This window comes from Kocuria rosea (assembly GCF_023715525.1).
In the GTDB taxonomy this organism is placed as follows: Bacteria; Actinomycetota; Actinomycetes; order Actinomycetales; family Micrococcaceae; genus Kocuria; species Kocuria rosea_A.
Genome location: NZ_JAMBOG010000008.1, coordinates 37,268 through 53,826 on the forward strand (window position 1 = coordinate 37,268; position 16,559 = coordinate 53,826).

Sequence of the window (16,559 nt, forward strand, 5' to 3'; positions counted from 1 at the left end):
GCGGGACTCACGTCATATGAGCTCGGTCACTGGCACGAATTCGTAGCCGAGCTTCTCGATGCCCTCCACCGTCTCCTTCAGGTAGTCGATGTTCAGATATGGGTGGAAGAAGAAGCTCGCCGTCGACTCCCGTACGACAAGGTTCGCTTCGGCACGGTTGATCAAAGTCTGCGGTGTACGTATTGCGTGGTTGTTCTGTTCACGCTCTGTGATGTTCTCAAGGTTCTCCGGGTAGACCGTGGAGCCGTAGATGTCCTTCACCTTGTAGGGGAAGAACTGGCCGTAGACAAAGCCCGGGGTAATTTCTTTGTCGGAAATCATTCCGGCGAAGTACTCGACCTGCTCGTACCGTGCTTCATATTTCTGGGCCATGGCGGTGTACGCATTGACCGAGCCAGTGTAGTGGGGCGTTTCAAAGATTTTTGGTTCGCCGAGGCCTGCATCAATCATGATTTGACGGCCGTGGTCCATCCGGGTCATGTGCTCGCTCACGCTGTCCTCTGCGACGGGGCCGATTTTGCGGACGTAGGAGTCCACCTCGCACTCCTCCCACTCGTAGGGCGGAAGATCAGTTGCACTGCACCCGTACTGGTAGAACTCATAGTCCTCCCCGCTGCGTCCGCTGTAAGGGTTGTTGAGGTTGCCGTACTGATGAGTCGTTCCGTGCTGGATCAAGGTGCCGCCGCGCGACTGCATGTACTTCAGGGCCTCGACGACATCGGGGGAGTCGAGCAGACTCAGGCCGTACCACCCCTCCCCGTCCGGAGCCCGATCGATCTGAGTGGGGACAACGGCGACTTGGAACGGGATGCCCTTGGAGTGAAGGTAATCGGCGACCCGCCGCAAATCTTCGGGATCTGCCTCCGGCCCGACGTCCTCGAAACGGACGGCCGCCTGGCGGACAGCCGGGGTGTCGGCAGCCAACAAATCGTAGTAGAGGTCAGCGAAGACCAGGTACATTTCATTCTCGTCCGTGTAATTGAGCGGCAGCTCGGACAGGTAGGTGAGGTTGCCCGAACGGACAATCCACGGTAACTCAGTGTCGCGAATTGCCGGGTCGTCGGTCTCGCAGGGTACCGGGGAGGCGGGGTCGTCGCCGCAGATGCCGCTGGCGAGCACCTCCACGGCCGCAGGGTCCACGATCCGGGGTAGATCTACATCCTCTGAACTGAGGGTGTTGCGCTGAACGACGCGCTCCTTGTAGCGCGCATTCTGCACTGGCTCACTGTCCACCGTGACGGGATTTTCTGGATTCCAGCCGTACTGCGAGACGAAGTCGGTTCCCTCAGGACCGGCAACCTTCGCGAGGTCGTCGATGTTCTGCTCCGCCCACATAACAGGTTTCGCGCCTTCACGGACGTCCAGGAGAAACGCCGGTGAAGGCGTCACCTTCTCGTCGGTGCCGAGATAGATGACGGCGTCGTAGCGATCCATGGCACCAGCGGTGTACTCCGCCATCTCCATGATTTGAACCTCACCGAAGTGCGTCGCGAGGTTCGCCGCAGCGATGGCATACATCTCCGCATCCTCGGCGTACTCACTGGCCGCGTCGTACAGAACCAGGGTGGTCGCCCGCCCGGGAACGCCGTAGCGAGTGGGGAAGTCCGGCGTTTCCTCTGCGGAGCCGTAGTCCACGGTCTCCGTTTGCTCGGTGTACTGCTCCGCGAGCTTGGATCCCTGGTGCTCGACGATCCTATCGTCGGTGAGCCCGAAGACGGCGGTTGTGGCGATCACCGGCAGGGATACCAGCGCTGTCGCCCAGCCCGCGCGCCCCCAAGCGGAAATCCTGTACGGGTTGGTCATGGTCGTCCTTCAGGTGAGAAATAATTACGGTTCAGCGAGGACTCAGGCGAGGGCGACAGGCGTTGCCTGCTCATCGAACTCCTCCACGGTGCCGCCCAGGCCGTAATGCCGGGCCAGTGCCTGAAGGGTGCGCTCCGCAGCCCGTCCATCGCCGTAAGGATTGAGTGCGCAGGCCATCTGCTCGTAGACCTCCGGGTCCTCGATGAGCGTGGAAACGGCTTCGACGATGTCTTGTTCATCGGTGCCGACGAGCCGCACGGTCCCCGCAGTCACGGCCTCCGGACGCTCAGTGGTGTCTCGCATGACGAGGACGGGCTTGCCCAGGGAGGGCCCCTCCTCCTGCACCCCTCCACTATCCGTAAGGATGATGCTGGAGCGCTCCATCAGCGCGCAGAATTGGGCGTAGGGCAGCGGTTCGGTGACGATGACATTGGAACGGTCATGGACCTGCGGCACGATGGCCTCGCGCACCAGCGGATTGCGATGGGCCGGGAACACGAATTCGTAGTCGGGGTAGGCGTCGGCAAGGCGTCCTAAAGCGCGCCCGACCTGGCGCAGCGGCTCACCCCACGATTCGCGTCGGTGGGCGGTCACGAGGACGACAGGCCGACCCGTGGCAAGGCGGGTGGCCAGCTCGGTGTCTTCGATTCGAGGCCGTGACGCCACTGTGAGCAGCAACGCGTCGATGACCGAGTTACCCGTCACTACCACAGTGGCCGGATCGATGTTCTCGCGGAGGAGATTCTCGCGGCTCTGCGCGGTCGGAGACAAATGCAGCGTGGCCAGGTGGCTGGTGAGCCGGCGGTTGATCTCCTCCGGGAACGGGGAGTGCCGGTTGCCGGTCCGCAGGCCCGCCTCGGTGTGGACGACGTCGACTCCAGCGTAGAAGGCGGCGAGGGCGGCGGCGAAGGTGGTGGTGGTGTCGCCCTGCACCAGCACGGCGTCGGGTCGGTCCGTCTCGAAGAGAGTCGAAAGACCATCCAATGTCCGGTTACTGATTTGCGTGAGGGTTTGACCGGGGGAGTGAATGTCAAGGTCATGGTCTGGCACGATGCCGAAGCTGTGATTGACCTGATCCAGCATCTCTCGGTGCTGGCCAGTTACGACGACCCGGACACGGAATCGGGGATCCTGATGCAGCGCAAGGACAAGAGGGGCCATCTTGATCGCTTCCGGGCGCGTGCCGTAGACCGCCATGACGGCAATGGGTCGTTCGGGGTGTTGGGTGGTCATGCTCAGCTCCTGTGGTGTGATGCCGTCGGGCGCGTAAGCCCATCGGCTGGTCGATGGTTCGTCGTCACTGACAGTCCGTGCTGCCGAGTATGTTCAGGTCCGTGAACCGGACGCGGGCGTCCTCGGTGTACAGGCCGATTGCCCCTGCATGGTATGGCCGCTCTTCATCGACGATGGTGGCCAGCTCCCGGCCGTCGACACTGACCGTCGTCCGATTGTCGGTGTGCCCAACGTGGAGCCGGTACTCGCCGCCGACTGGGAACCGCTGTGCGGTGCCGGAAGCGAGGAAGCGCTGGTTGCCGGGGTAGGCCGGGTCCTGTTTGGAGATCTCCCAGCCATTGGGCTTGAGCGCTGCCGCGTAGAAGTGGTTGTTGTCGCGGTAGTTCCACAGCACCCAACCGACCTCCCACGGATTGGCGGGGGAACCCTGGCGCAGCTGTTTCTCAGTGCGCACCTTCACCTCGAACTCCGGATCGCAGTGGCTGTCGGTGGTGACGACGAGTGCGCCGTGGGTGCTGGTGGACACGGTTGCGGCCCGGGGTTTAAGCACCACCGTGGACCCGTTGCCACTAGCTGCTCCGTAGCCGGTGAAAACCGTGCGCCAGCGCCCATCCACCTGGCCGTCGGACCACGATTCCATTTCGGGGCCCGCACGGGCGCTGAAGAACAGTGCGACACCTATCGCCGCAATTAAGGCAAGCACGAGCATCCCCTTGATCCCTGACCCCCGGCCACGTCGGGGACTGGATGAGCTGGGTCTATGGGGTGAGCCGGCGACCGAGGTCACCGAGCCGCCCCGGCGGCCCGCTCATCCTCGCTGGTCTCTGCCTGCTGGTCATCGTTGGTGCGGTCGGTCTTCGCCCACGAGTCGTCGCCCAGCAGGGACCGCACCGTTGCGCGCCAACCGGAGATGTACCACAAGACGCAGTAGGCGACGTATCCGTGCATCAGCACCACGGCACTGCTAATGCGCAGGCCCGTTGCGCGCTCCTGCTTCCAGTAGATGACCCCGAACAGTAGCGTCGGCCCAAAGGCAATCAGGTAGGCCGATAGCCACCACAGGGAGAATCCTGCAGTACCGGTGAAGATGCCGATCGTCACCGCAGCGATCCACAGCAGGAATGCCGTGCTGAGGAAGGATGTCACCAGCAGGAGATACGGGCTGGTGAGATGATAGAGCAAATCGACCCGACGGGTACCGGAGAGGTGCCGGAGCACCCACGGAACGAGGGTCCACGCCTGCAGATGTCCTTGGAACCATCGAGTGCGCTGACGCACCCAGCGGCGCAGATGCACCAGGCCCTGCTGATGGACGGACACTTGCGGGCAGAACTCCGTCGTCCACCCTTGGAGCAGCAACCGCACCCCGAGGTCCAGGTCCTCGGACAGGCTGCGTGACCACGGTGCGTCTCCCAGGCTCAGCAGGGCGGAGAGCCGGACGAACTGGCCGTTGCCGCCGAGGCACACGCTCCCAAGGTGACGGCGCCCGCGCTGGAAGACCTCGGTGTAGAGCACGAACTCGATGTCCTGCATGCGCGCGAGCAGGTTCTGGTGACGATTGTTAATTCGCACCCCGATCTGCGCGGCGCCGAGCTGGCGATCATCGAAGACGGGCAGCACCTCGTCGAGGACGTGAGGTTCAAGCCGACCGTCAGCGTCGACGACGCACACGATGACGTCGTCGGCATCGGTCCACGGAACTACCGCTCCCGACCGGATGTGACGGACTGCGGCATTCAGAGCCTCGCCCTTGCCTTGGCGGGCATGCGGCAACGTTCGTTGCAGCAGCTTCACCCGGACGTCGGGGTGGTTTTTGACGATAGCGGCGGTGTCGTCGTCGGAGCCGTCATCGATTACCAGCACGTGCATGCGCGGATAGTCGAGCTCCACCAGCCGGTCCAGGCTGGCCGCGATGACCCGTTCTTCGTTGAGGCACGGGATCACGAAGATGACGTCTTTGTCTGTGCGCAGGACCGTGTCGTCCCGCCCGGTACCGCTCGCGTGTGTGCCCCGTGACGGTTCCCGGCGGGACAAGATCAGCATGGCGAGCCCATACAGGACACTGACCGCCACCAGGGAGAGAGCCAGGATGAGGATCAGATCGAATCGCTGATTGAAAAGGATAATCATGAGGATCCTCAGGCCCAAGCATCCTGCATGTCACCGGCCGGTTGCGCGCCACCGGCCTGCCCAGGGCGCAGGGTCGAGGCAAGCGTGACGCTGCGCCTCTGGCGGATGCGCTGCCCTAGACCCTTGGCCCGGTCAGCGCCGGCGGAGAGCAGCACGGCCCCGAGGATGAACAGCATGTAGGACAGGAAGAGAACCATGGCGAACATGAGCAATAGGCGACCCCAGCCCTGCAGAGTGGTCTGCGCAGCCTCTGCTGACGCAGAGACCCCCATGGACACAGCGAGCAGGTGCATTGGCGTAGCTCCTCGAAGCGCAGTCGACCCGTCCCCCCGACGGATCGGTCGCCCGTCCCCCCGGACGGTTTCGACATCAGGGAGTATGACAAACGCGAAGGCTCGGCGGTTAACTGCAAATTCATGCAAAAATTGATGAGCAGTGATGCAAATAGATTTTTTGGAACATATACATCTAGTTTTCGTGTCTCTGACTAGCGGGTTTGTGAAGTGTCAACTTCTATCGTGGGTCGAATGGGGGACAGGCGTCGCATGTTCTGTCCCCAATTAGGGCAGTTGCATATCGGTGCATTGATTTTCGAGTGACGAACTGTTTCGTAGCGGTCGTGTCTCCTCATCCCAGGAGTATCCGTTGCCATTACAGGTTTGAAGCCTCCATCGAAGGATGGAGCGGGGAGGGGCCGGGGTAGGACAGGGGGTCGGTAAGCCGCTTACGCAGCGGCTCCTGCGGTTGTGCTGGGGCAAACGTGGATAGAGGGTGTGCTCTTGAGGAGGTGTGGACCTGACGGGGTCGAAGGGTTGGTGTGCACATGAGGGCCACACGGTGCTGGGGCGGCTCGTCGGCGTTGTGCCAGCGGCGCAGGCCGTGGCCGGTCGTGATGAGCACGAGGTCGGGGCCGACGCCGAAGGGAATACGCGGGGCTGTGGCCGGCGGGGCGTCCTCGCTGACCGGATCGACCTTCAGCGCCGGGGTGTGGATCACGGCGGCCTCGCGGCGGCGAACCCAGCGGGGATCTGCGCATAGTCAGCGTCGGCGACCTCGCGGGGGAGGAGGCGGTGTGCGGACGAGCCATGGGACGTCCGCACACCGCCTCCGCCACTGCTACAGTTCCGTGACCGGCACGAAGGTGTAGCCCATGTCCTTGAGCCCTGTCACGACCTCGTCGAGGTACTTCAGGTCAAGGAAGGGGTGGAAGTAGAAGCTGGCGGTGGACTCCCGCACCGCGAGGTTGGCCTCGGCGCGTTCCAGCAGCACCTCGGGGGAGCGGGCGGGGTGGTTGTTCTGCTCCTTGAGCGTAATGTTCTCCAGGTTCTCCGGGTACACCGTGGTGCCGTAGATGTCCTGGACCGTGTACGGGAAGAACTGGCCGAAGTCGTGCTCCGGGGAGATCTCCCGGCCGGAGAGCATGCCGGCGTAGTACTCGGTTTGCTCGTAGCGGGCGTCGTAGAGCTCCGACATGGCCACGTAGGCGTTGATCGAGGCCGTGTAGTGCGGAGTCTCGAAGATCTTGGGCTCTCCGAGACCTGCGTCGATCATGATCTGGCGCCCCTGGGCGATGCGCTCCTTGTGGTCCTCGACGCTGTCCTGCGGCAGGGGCCCGATCTTGCGGACGTACGAGTCGTTCTCGCACGTCTCGAACTCGTACGGCGGCAGGTCCGTGGCGCTGCACCCGTAGTGGTAGAACTCGTAGTCGTCCCCGGAGCGACCGCTGTAGGGGTTGTCGATGTTGCCGTACTGATGCGTGGTGCCGTGCTGGATGAGGGTTCCGCCGCGCTCCTGCATGTACTTCAGCGCCTCAACCACCTCCGGGGTCTCCTTGAGGCTGAGCCCGTACCAGTCCTCCTTGTCCTTGGTGCGGTCGATCTGCACGGGCATGACGGCCACCTGGAAGGGCACGCCCTGCGCGTGGAAGTAGTCGGCCACGGCCCGCAGCTGGCTCGGGTTGGCCTCCGGGCCGACGTCCTCGAGTCGCACGGCCGCCTGCCGCCTGGGCGCGGTGCCCGGGGCCAGCAGGTCGTAGTACAGGTCGGAGAAGACCAGGTACATCTCGTTCTGGTCCGTGTAGTTCAGCGGTAGCTCGGCGATGTAGGTGAGGTTGCCCGAGCGGATCACCCACGGCAACTCGGTGCCCGGGTGCGCGGGGTCGCCCCCGACGCAGTCCGTGGGCTCGGCCGGGTCCCCGCAGATGCCGCTGGCGAGCACCTGCACGGCCGAGGGGTCCACGATCCGGGGTGCGTTGACCTCGTCGGTGCCCCCCGTATGGCGCTGCATCCTGCGGTCCTTATATGTGACGGACTTCACCTGCTCGCTCTGCACGGTGAGCGGCTGGGTAGGGTCCCACCCGTACTGGGCGATGAAGTCCGCCGGGTCGGGGGAGTTGCTCCTGGCGAGGTCGTCGATGTTCTGGTCCGCCCACAGCACGGGGACCATTCCCTCGCGCACGTCGTCGAGGAAGGCCTTCGGCGGAGTGGTCCCCTGCTCGCTGGCGACGTAGATGACCGCGTCGAAGATGTCCATGGTGTCGGCGGTGTAGTCGGCCACGTCCTTGACCTCGGCTTCCCCGAAGTGCGTGGCGAGGTTCGCGGTGGCGATGGCGTAGAGTTCCGCGTCCTCGGGGTACTCCCCGTCGGCGTCGTAGAGCACCAGCGTGGAGGTGCCGCCGGGCTTGCCCCACCGGGAGGGGAAGTCAGGCGTTCCGCCGGAGGCCCCGGCAGTGATGGAGTCCACGGGGGAGGCGAACTGCTCCACGTACTTGGAGCCCTGCCCCTTGACGATGGAGTCGTCGGTCAGGCCGAAGACGGCGCCGACGGAGAACAGCGGCAGGGTCAGCAGGGCGGCGCCCCAGCCCACGCGGCCCCGGGTCGAAAGCTTGTACTGGTTGGTCATGATGTTCCTTCGCGTACGGATCGTCACTGCGTCGTGGACGGGGTACCGGTCGAGGGCTGGCTCAGGGCGCCGCCGGCTGCGGCGCCTGGTACTGGAACTCTTCGACGGTGGTGGCGAAGCCGTAGTGCCGGGCCAGGGCCTGCACCGTGCGCTGCGCTGCGCGGCCGTCACCGTAGGGATTCAGCGCCCGCGCCATCCGGTCATACGCCTCGTCGTCGACGATGAGGGTCGTGACGGCGTCCACGATCGCCTGCTCATCGGTACCGATCAGCTCCACGGTGCCCGCCGCCACCGCCTCGGGCCGCTCCGTGGTGTCGCGCATCACCAGCACGGGCTTGCCGAGGGACGGTCCCTCCTCCTGCACCCCGCCGCTGTCGGTGAGGATGATGCTCGAGCGCTCCATCAGGGCGCAGAACTGGGCGTAGGGCAGCGGCTCGGTGACCACGACGTTGGAGCAGTGCTCGACGGCAGGCACGATGGCCTCGCGGACCAGCGGGTTGCGGTGGGCGGGGAAGACGAAGTCGTGGTCCGGGTGGGCCGCGGCCAGCCGGGCGATGGCTCGGCCAACCTGGCGGAGGGGCTCGCCCCACGACTCGCGGCGGTGGGCCGTGACGAGCACGACCGGCCGGCCCTGGGACAGGCGTCCCGCCAGGTCCTTGTCCTCGATCTCCGGGCGCGAGGCCACGGTGAGCAGCAGGGCGTCGATGACGGAGTTGCCGGTGACCACGATGGAGTCGGAGCTGATGTTCTCCCGCAGCAGGTTCTCGCGGCTCTCCGAGGTGGGCGCCAGGTGCAGGGTCGCCACCTGGCTGGTGAGCCGGCGGTTGATCTCCTCGGGGAAGGGCGAGTACGCATCGCCGGTGCGCAGGCCGGCCTCGGTGTGCACCACGGCGACCCCCGCGTAGAACGCGGCCAGGGAGGCTACGAAGGTGGTGCTGGTGTCCCCCTGGACGAGCACCGCGTCCGGTCGGACCTCGTCCAGGACCGCCGAGAGCCCCTCCAGCGTGCGGGTGGTGATTCCGGTCAGGGTCTGACCGGGGGTGTGGATGTTGAGGTCCCGGTCGGGGACGATGCCGAAGTTCTCGTTGACCTGGTCCAGCATCTCGCGGTGCTGCCCGGTCACGACTACCTCCACCCGGAAGCGGGAGTCCTGCTGGAGGGCCAGGACCAGGGGCGCCATCTTGATGGCCTCGGGCCGGGTGCCGTAGACGGCCATGACGGTGATGGGCGTGGTGGGGGGTGTGGAAAACATTGTGACTCCTTGTGTGTGGTGTTCGCCGGGCGCAGCCCGCCCGGTCAGTTGTCCGCGGTGTCGAGCACGTCCAGGTCCGTGAACCGGACCCTGGCGTCCTCGGTGTAAAGACCAATGGCCCCGCCGCGGTAGGGCCGCTCGTCGTCGGTGAAGGTGGCCAGTTCCTGGCCGTCGACGCTGACCGTCATCCGGGGCCAGTCGTGCTCGACCTTCACCCGGTAGTCCTCGCCGATCGGGAACGTGCGGTCGGTGCCGCTCACGATGAAGCGCTGGCTGCCGGGATAGGCAGGATCCTGCTTGGAGATCTCCCACCCGTTGGGCTTGAGCGCCACGGCGTAGAAGTGGTCGTTGTCCTCCAGGTTCCACAGCACCCAGCCCACCTCCCACGGGTTCGGCGTGCCCAGGCGCACCTGCTTCTCCGTGCGCACGGTGACCTCGAAGGACGGATCCAGGTAAGTCTCAGTGGTCACGACCAGCCCGCCGTGCGTGTCCTTCGCGTTGGTGGCGGCCCGTGGTTCCAGGACGACCACGCCCTCGTGTCCTCGAGCCTCTCCCCATCCGGTGAAGACGACCGACCACGGGCCGTACGACTGCCCGTCCTGCCAGGTTTGTTCCCGGGGTTCGCCGTCCGGCCCCTGTAGGACGTTGGTGAGGAAGTGGAAGAGCACCAGCACGAGGGCCAGCCCGACCATGCCCCTGATCACCAGTCCCTTCCCCACCAGGGTTCCCCTCACCCGGCGGATCCGGCGGTCTGCTCCTTCTGGGCAGCCTCCAGATCCAGGTCGTCGGTGGTGCGGTCGGTCTTGGCCCAGGAGTTGCGCCCGAGCAGGGCACGGACAGTGGCCCGCCAGCCGGCGATGTACCACAGGACCGTGTAGCCCACGTAGAGGTGCATCATGGCCAGCGCGGACCACAGCCTCTGGCCGTTCTCGCGCTCACGCCTCCAGTAGACAACCCCGAACATGAGCGCCGGGCCGAAGGCGATGAGGTAGGCCGAGACCCACCAGGCGGAGAACGTCGCGGTGCCGGTGGCCACCCCCAGGGCGACGGCGGCGATCCACAGGAGGAACGCGGCACTGAGAAACGACGTGACTAACAGGAGGTAGGGGCTCGTGAGGTGGTACAGGAGGTCGACCCGGCGGGTCCCGGAGAGATCGCGCAGCACCCAGGGGACCAGCCCCCACGACTGCAGGTGCCCCTGGAACCAGCGGGTGCGCTGCTTGACCCACCGGCGGAAGTCCACGAGCCCCTGCTGGTGCACCGACGAGGTAGGGCAGAAATCCGTGGTCCAGCCGTCCAGCAGCAACCGGACGCCCAGGTCCAGGTCCTCCGACAGGCTGCGCGACCAGGGTGAGCGACCGAGGCCCAACAGCGCCGAGAAGCGGGCGAACTGGCCGTTGCCGCCCAGGCACACGCTGCCCAGGTGACGCCGGCCGCGCTGGAACACCTCGGTGTAGAGCACGAACTCTGCGTCTTGCATGCGCGCCAGCAGGCTCTGCTGCCGGTTGTTGATCCGCACGCCGATCTGTACCGCGCCCAGCTGCGGGTCGTCGAACATCGGCAGCACGTCGTCGAGCACCTGCGGCTCCAGCCGGCCGTCGGCGTCCACCACGCACACCACGACGTCGTCGGGGTCCGTCCATTGCACGACGGCTCCGGACTTGATATGGCGGACCGCGGCGTTGAGGGCCTCGCCCTTGCCCTGCCGCGCCTCGGGCAGCACGCGCCGCAGGAGGCTGACCCGAGGGTCCGGGTAGGCGTTGACGATGGCCGCGGTGTCGTCGTCGGAGCCGTCGTCGATTACCAGCACGTGCAGCCGGGGGTAATCAAGCTCCACCAGCCGGTCGAGGCTGGCACGGATCACCCGTTCCTCGTTCAGGCAGGGAATCACGAAGACGACGTCCTTCTGAGTGCTCTCGGCCCCTGCGAAGAGGCGCGACCGCGCGACGCGTCGCGCGGCGGCCGGCCTCCGGCGGGACAGGATCAGCATGGTGATGCTGTAGAGCACGCTCACCACGACCAGGGACAGGGCGAGGATGAGTATGAGATCGATGCGCTGGTTGAAGAGGATGATCATGGTCCCGCCCCCTACACCCGCACGTCGCGCAGCTCCGGAGCCCTTTCGGCGCTCCACGCCGGCCCCGGACGGGCGGGTGCCGCGGTCGCACCGCTAAGGGCCTCGCGGGTGCGGGTGCGGGCGCGCCGCGACCGCACCGAGCTCATCACACCCGAGACCGTGACGGCCCCGATCATGAACAGCAGATAAGACAAGAACAGTGCCATGGAGATCATCAGCAGCGTGCGGCCTCCGTGCTGCAGCGCGAGCTGCGCGGAACCGGCGGACATGGCAAGTTCAGTGGACAAAGTGATGGCGTGCATCGTTGTCGCTCCTAGAACAGCAGGCGGCCCATCCCCCCGACGGGCCGGCTTGGCGGTTCCCCCCCGGGAACGGCCAAGTACTTGAATGCTCCCAGGAATTTGCAATTGCTCACAGTGGGGCGGCCCTTCCGCTGAATGGGGGTGGAAGAACATCCTGCATGCATCCGCGCAGGTCAGGACGCGACTTCGTGACAAGACTCCCAAGCCGCGGATGTGCTGTTGTGAAATGCGTCGAGAAAAGTGGGGACAGCTTCGGGCGGCGCTGTCCCCCCGTCTGCGGACAGGTTCCGGGCCCTTCTGGGCGAGGGTGACGTTCTGTTGCGAAAGCTAACTTGCACAGGAGCGCCCACAGCAGCACGGCCCCGCAGCGTTCCCGCCGCGGGGCCGTGAGGACGTCGGTGGATCAGGACAGGGCGTCGGTGAGCTGTTTGAGCATCGCGCCCATCCGGAAGCGCTCGGGCACCAGCGGCTCGATTCCCAACTCCTGCAGGGGCGCGGCCGTGACGGGGCCGACGGTGGCGGCGAGCATCCCGCGGCGGAACGCCTCCAGGAGCTGCTCGTGCAGGCCGAGCTCTTCCGCGGTGCTGAACAGCGCGTCGACGGCCGGGGCGGCGGTGAACGTGATGGCGTCCACGCGTCCGGCGGCGGCCTCGCGCACCAGCACGGGGACCTGACCGGCGTCGTCGGCCGGAGCCCACCGGTAGGGCGTCACGGTGAGCACCGTCGCCCCGGCGTCGGTGAGCCGGCGCCGCTGGGCGACGTCGGCGATGCCGTGCAGCTGCAGCCCGACCGTGCGGCCGGTGAGGTCCCCGCCGTGCTCGGCGAGCACGAGGTCCACCAGGCCCTGGGTGGTCTCGTCGGCGGCCATGCCGGCGTCCTCGAGACCCAGACCGCGCACGGCGCCGCGCCCCTTGGGGCCGCGCACGTACACGGCGGCCTCGCGCAGGCACAGCAGCAGGTCCCCGTCGAAGCCCTGGGCCTCGGCGGCGTCGTGCCAGCGGCGCAGGCCGTAGCCGGTGGTGATGAGCACGAGGTCGGGGCGGGCGTCGAACAGGGCGCGCGAGGCGGCGGCGAGCGGAGCGTCCTCGCCGACCGGCTCGACCTTCAGCGCCGGGGCGTGGATCACGGTAGCCCCGCGGCGCTGCAGGACCGCGATCTGGTCCTCGGAGCGGCGGTGGGCGGTGACGCCCACGACGCGGCCCGCCAGGGGCAGGTCCTCAGCAGCCATGGGCGGTCACCTCGGCGAGGAACGCGTCCCGCTCCGCGGACGCCAGGCGCACCACCGGCCCCACGACGACGACGGCGGGGGAGCCGCAGCCCGCCGCGGTGATGTCGGCCACCGCGTCCGCGAGCGTGGTGACGGTCGAGCGCTGCTGGTCGGTGAAGCCCTTCTCCACCACGGCCAGGGGCGTGGCGGGGTCGGCCCCGGCGCGCACGAGGCCAGCGACCAGGTGGGGGAGGGTGTTCATGCCCATGAGCACGACGAGGGTCCCGCCCGCGGCACCCAGACCCGCGAAGTGCGCGAGCTCCTGCTCGGAGAACGGGACGTGCCCGGAGGCGACGGTGAACATCCGGCTCACCTCGCGGAAGGTCACGGGGATGCCGGCGGCGCCCGGGACGGAGACGGCGCTGGTCACGCCGGGGACCACGTCGACCGGGATGCCGTGGGCGGCGCACGCCGCGAGCTCCTCCCCGCCGCGGCCGAAGACGTAGGGGTCCCCGCCCTTGAGCCGGACCACGGACCGGCCCTCCAGGGCGTGCTCGACCATGGCCTCCTGGATCCGCGACTGCGGGACCGGGTGGTGGCCGGGGGTCTTGCCGACGGGGATGATGTGGGCGCCCGGGGCGGCGGCCGCCACGGCCCCGGCCGGGGCCAGCCGGTCCACGAGGACCACGTCGGCCCCCTGCAGGGCCTGCACGGCGCGCACCGTGAGCAGGTCGTCGGCGCCCGGGCCCCCGCCCACGAGCGTCACCCGGCCCACGTCCTGCGCGGCGGGCTCGAACGCCACGGGCACGCGGGCGCCGAGGTCGTGCAGGACCTCCCGCCACCGGCGGGCGCCGTCCCCGACCACGACGGCCAGCGCGGCCCCGCGGACGTCGTCCGGGCCCAGCTGCTCGGGGGCGGGCACGGAGCGCACGCTCGCCCCGGCCGCCGCGTACCGGCGCAGCGCGCGCCGGGCACCGTGCGGATCGCCGAGCACCAGCACCGGGACGTCGGTCAGATCGGCGGTCAGGTACATGCGGTCCTCCAGGGGGGCGTACGGGGCGGGTGGCGCACGGGGTCGGGCGTCGCCGTTTCCAGGGTGGGGCACCGGTGTTTCCGGTCGGTTGCCCGATGACGCCGCGTGACGTGGTGACGTCGCGCGGCGACACGATCGTAGGGTAGTGCCCATGATCGCACCCGAGGCCCCCGTCCTGCTCGCCTGCGCCCACGGCACCCGTTCACCGGCCGGGCGCACGGCCGTGGCCCGGCTCGTCGAGGCGGTCGCGGCGCGGCTGCCGGGCACCGAGGTGGTGCCCACGTGGGTGGACGTCCAGACCCCGGACCTCGTGGAGCGCACCGAGCAGTTCGCCGGGCGGCCGGCCGTGGTCGTGCCGCTGCTGCTCTCCGCCGGCTACCACGTCTACGTGGACGTCGCGCGGGCGGCCGCCGCGGACGAGGAGCATTCCGCCACGCCCGCGCTCGGTCCCGACCCGGCGCTGGCCCGGCTGCTGGCCCGGCGGGTGCACGAGGCGTGCGAGCGCTCCGGGGCGCCGCTGGGGGAGCGCGACGCCGTGGTGCTGGCCACCGCCGGGTCCTCGGACCAGCGGGCTGTGGCCGACTGCGCCGTGGTTGCCGAGCAGCTCGCCCAGGAGCTGGGCCGGCCGGTGACCGTCTCCTACCTCGCCGCGGTGCGGCCGCGGGTGCCCGAGGCGGTCTCCGCCGCCCGGGCCGGGCTGGCCGAGGGCGGGCGCGTGGTCGTGGCCAACTACCTGCTGGCGCCGGGGTACTTCCTGGACCTGTCCCACCGGGCGGGCGCGGACGTGGACACGGACCCGCTGGTCGTGCCGGAGGGCGAGGTGCCCGCCGAGCTCGTGGACGTGATCGTCGCCCGCTACCGCTCCGCGGCCTGACCCGCCGGGCGCACCGCGTCCACCCCACCCCGCCTCCGCACCGTCCCGCGTCCACCCCGTCCCGCCGAGTCCCCACAGCGGCGCCGTTCCCCCACGATCATGCGTGGGGGATCGCGAGCACCCTGGGGAGTCGGCGCACCAAGGCGGCCGGTGGGTGGGGCGTCGGCGCACCAGGGCCGCCGGGAAAACCCTCACAGCTCCAGCCCGGGGGTGTGAGCGGAAGTGCACCGAGCCGTTACCCCCGCCGTCAGGACGCGAAACACGGGCTTCCTACGCTGAGCGCATCGCACGCCGTCGTCGCCGTGCACCACCCCGCCAGCAGGAGGTCACCCGTGAGTTCAGAACTGCTTCCCGACCCGTCCCGGACGGTCTCGGCGACGACCCCGCCGCTCGCCCTGCGTGAGCGCCCCGGCCGCTGGCTGAACGGCTACCGCCCCGAGGACCCCGCGTTCTGGGAGAGCACCGGGCGCCCGATCGCCCGCACCAACCTCACGTGGTCCATCTTCGCGGAGTTCCTCGGCTTCGCCGTCTGGCAGCTGTGGGCCATCACCGTCGTCTTCCTGCCGGCCGCGGGGTTCACCTTCAGCAGCTCCCAGATCTTCTGGCTGATCTCCATCCCGTCCCTGGTCGGGGCCACGCTGCGGATCCCCTACACCTTCATGGTCGGGCGCTTCGGCGGCCGGAACTGGACCGTCGTCTCGGCCCTGCTGCTGCTGGTGCCCACGGTGGGCCTCGCGCTCGCGGTCGCCGACCCCGCCACCCCGTTCTGGGTGATGCTGCTCCTGGCGGCCACGGCCGGCTTCGGCGGCGGCAACTTCGCCTCTTCGATGGCCAACATCACCTTCTTCTACCCGGTGCGGGAGAAGGGCTACGCGCTCGGGCTCAACGCGGCGGGCGGCAACCTCGGCACCGCCGTGGCCCAGCTCGTGGTCCCGATCGCCATCACCGTGCTCGCCGCCGGGGCGCTGGACCTGCCCCTCGCCGGGTGGATCTGGGTGCCGTTCATCCTCCTCGCCGCCTGGGGCGCCCGGAAGCACATGCACAACCTCTCCCACGCCAAGGGGGACGTCACGGGGTCCCTGGCCACGGTGAAGGAACCGCACTTCTGGGTGATGTCCTTCCTCTACGTGGGCACCTTCGGCTCCTTCATCGGCTTCTCGAGCGTGTTCCCGAAGCTCATCCAGGACACCTTCCCGGAGTTCTCCTCCTTCAGCGTGGGTGCCGCGGCGCTGTCCCTGGCGTTCCTGGGCCCGCTGGTCGGATCGGTGGCCCGCCCCTACGGCGGCAAGCTCGCCGACCGCTTCGGCGGCGCCCCGATGACGGTCACCGTCTTCGCGGTCATGGCCCTGCTCGCGCTCGCCGTGGTGCTGACCCTGCCCCTGGCGAACTTCTGGCTGTTCCTCGGCCTGTTCCTGCTGCTGTTCACCGCCGCGGGCATGGGCAACGGCTCCACGTACCGGATGATCCCCTCGATCTACCGGGTGCTGGGGCTGCGCCACCAGCAGGACGCCGCGGTCTCCACCGAGCGCAAAGCCTCAGCGGCCCTCGGCCTGATCGGCGCGGTCGGCGCGTACGGCGGATTCCTCATCCCGCAGGCGCTGAACCTCTCCAACACCACCACGGGCGCCTACAGCGCGGCCTTCTACGGCTTCGTGGCGTTCTACGTGGCGGCCCTGCTCGTGACCTGGTTCTGCTACCTGCGCAGGGGCACCGAGATGGGCGACAGCCACATCTGACACACCCGCCC

14 protein-coding genes are annotated in these 16,559 nt (G+C 68.0%); 2 read left to right on the plus strand and 12 right to left on the minus strand.

Translation table 11 applies throughout. The annotated features are described in order from the left end of the window. Nucleotides 1-12: 12 nt before the first annotated feature. From M3185_RS07495 to cobA, 12 genes are all read right to left on the minus strand, one after another. Complete coding sequence (locus tag M3185_RS07495) at nt 13-1,803, minus strand: DUF2334 domain-containing protein (protein ID WP_251333041.1); 1,791 nt, start codon at nt 1,801-1,803, stop codon at nt 13-15. Between the two features lie 42 nt (nt 1,804-1,845). Then, the gene (wecB, locus tag M3185_RS07500) at nt 1,846-3,036 is read right to left on the minus strand and encodes a non-hydrolyzing UDP-N-acetylglucosamine 2-epimerase (RefSeq protein ID WP_251333042.1); all 1,191 of its coding nucleotides are present in this window, start codon (nt 3,034-3,036) and stop codon (nt 1,846-1,848) included. A gap of 64 nt (nt 3,037-3,100) precedes the next feature. Beyond that, nucleotides 3,101-3,745, minus strand: coding sequence for a calcium-binding protein (locus tag M3185_RS07505; RefSeq protein ID WP_251333043.1), 645 nt, complete (start codon nt 3,743-3,745; stop codon nt 3,101-3,103). A gap of 74 nt (nt 3,746-3,819) precedes the next feature. Beyond that, entirely contained in the window at nt 3,820-5,166 is a 1,347-nt protein-coding gene (locus tag M3185_RS07510; protein WP_251333044.1) for a glycosyltransferase family 2 protein, read from the minus strand. 8 nt (nt 5,167-5,174) lie between these two features. Continuing rightward, nucleotides 5,175-5,459 (minus strand): hypothetical protein, encoded by a 285-nt coding sequence (locus M3185_RS07515; protein ID WP_251333045.1) that lies wholly within the window; start codon nt 5,457-5,459, stop codon nt 5,175-5,177. Between the two features lie 823 nt (nt 5,460-6,282). Then, the gene (locus M3185_RS07520; protein ID WP_251333046.1) at nt 6,283-8,067 is read right to left on the minus strand and encodes a DUF2334 domain-containing protein; all 1,785 of its coding nucleotides are present in this window, start codon (nt 8,065-8,067) and stop codon (nt 6,283-6,285) included. Between the two features lie 61 nt (nt 8,068-8,128). After that, the gene (gene wecB / locus M3185_RS07525) at nt 8,129-9,319 is read right to left on the minus strand and encodes a non-hydrolyzing UDP-N-acetylglucosamine 2-epimerase (protein ID WP_251333047.1); all 1,191 of its coding nucleotides are present in this window, start codon (nt 9,317-9,319) and stop codon (nt 8,129-8,131) included. Nucleotides 9,320-9,363: 44 nt separating this feature from the next. After that, a complete protein-coding gene (locus M3185_RS07530; protein ID WP_251333048.1) occupies nt 9,364-10,038 on the minus strand; it encodes a family 16 glycoside hydrolase in 675 nt (224 codons plus the stop codon). A gap of 11 nt (nt 10,039-10,049) precedes the next feature. Continuing rightward, nucleotides 10,050-11,396 (minus strand): glycosyltransferase family 2 protein, encoded by a 1,347-nt coding sequence (locus M3185_RS07535; RefSeq protein ID WP_251333049.1) that lies wholly within the window; start codon nt 11,394-11,396, stop codon nt 10,050-10,052. 11 nt (nt 11,397-11,407) lie between these two features. Next, the gene (locus tag M3185_RS07540) at nt 11,408-11,698 is read right to left on the minus strand and encodes a hypothetical protein (RefSeq protein WP_251333050.1); all 291 of its coding nucleotides are present in this window, start codon (nt 11,696-11,698) and stop codon (nt 11,408-11,410) included. Between the two features lie 403 nt (nt 11,699-12,101). Then, nucleotides 12,102-12,926: a uroporphyrinogen-III synthase gene (locus tag M3185_RS07545; protein ID WP_251333051.1), complete on the minus strand. Its 825-nt coding sequence runs from the start codon at nt 12,924-12,926 to the stop codon at nt 12,102-12,104. Continuing rightward, the gene (cobA, locus tag M3185_RS07550) at nt 12,916-13,938 is read right to left on the minus strand and encodes a uroporphyrinogen-III C-methyltransferase (protein ID WP_251333052.1); all 1,023 of its coding nucleotides are present in this window, start codon (nt 13,936-13,938) and stop codon (nt 12,916-12,918) included. The genes M3185_RS07545 and cobA overlap by 11 nt, the downstream gene beginning before the upstream one ends. Before the next feature lie 151 nt (nt 13,939-14,089). On the opposite strand from cobA, the gene M3185_RS07555 reads away from it, so the two are divergent. Both M3185_RS07555 and M3185_RS07560 read left to right on the plus strand, forming a co-directional pair. Continuing rightward, the gene (locus tag M3185_RS07555; RefSeq protein ID WP_251333053.1) at nt 14,090-14,812 is read left to right on the plus strand and encodes a sirohydrochlorin chelatase; all 723 of its coding nucleotides are present in this window, start codon (nt 14,090-14,092) and stop codon (nt 14,810-14,812) included. 332 nt (nt 14,813-15,144) lie between these two features. Next, on the plus strand, nt 15,145-16,548 hold the full coding sequence (locus tag M3185_RS07560; RefSeq protein ID WP_251333054.1) for an MFS transporter: 1,404 nt from the start codon (nt 15,145-15,147) through the stop codon (nt 16,546-16,548). Nucleotides 16,549-16,559: the final 11 nt, after the last annotated feature.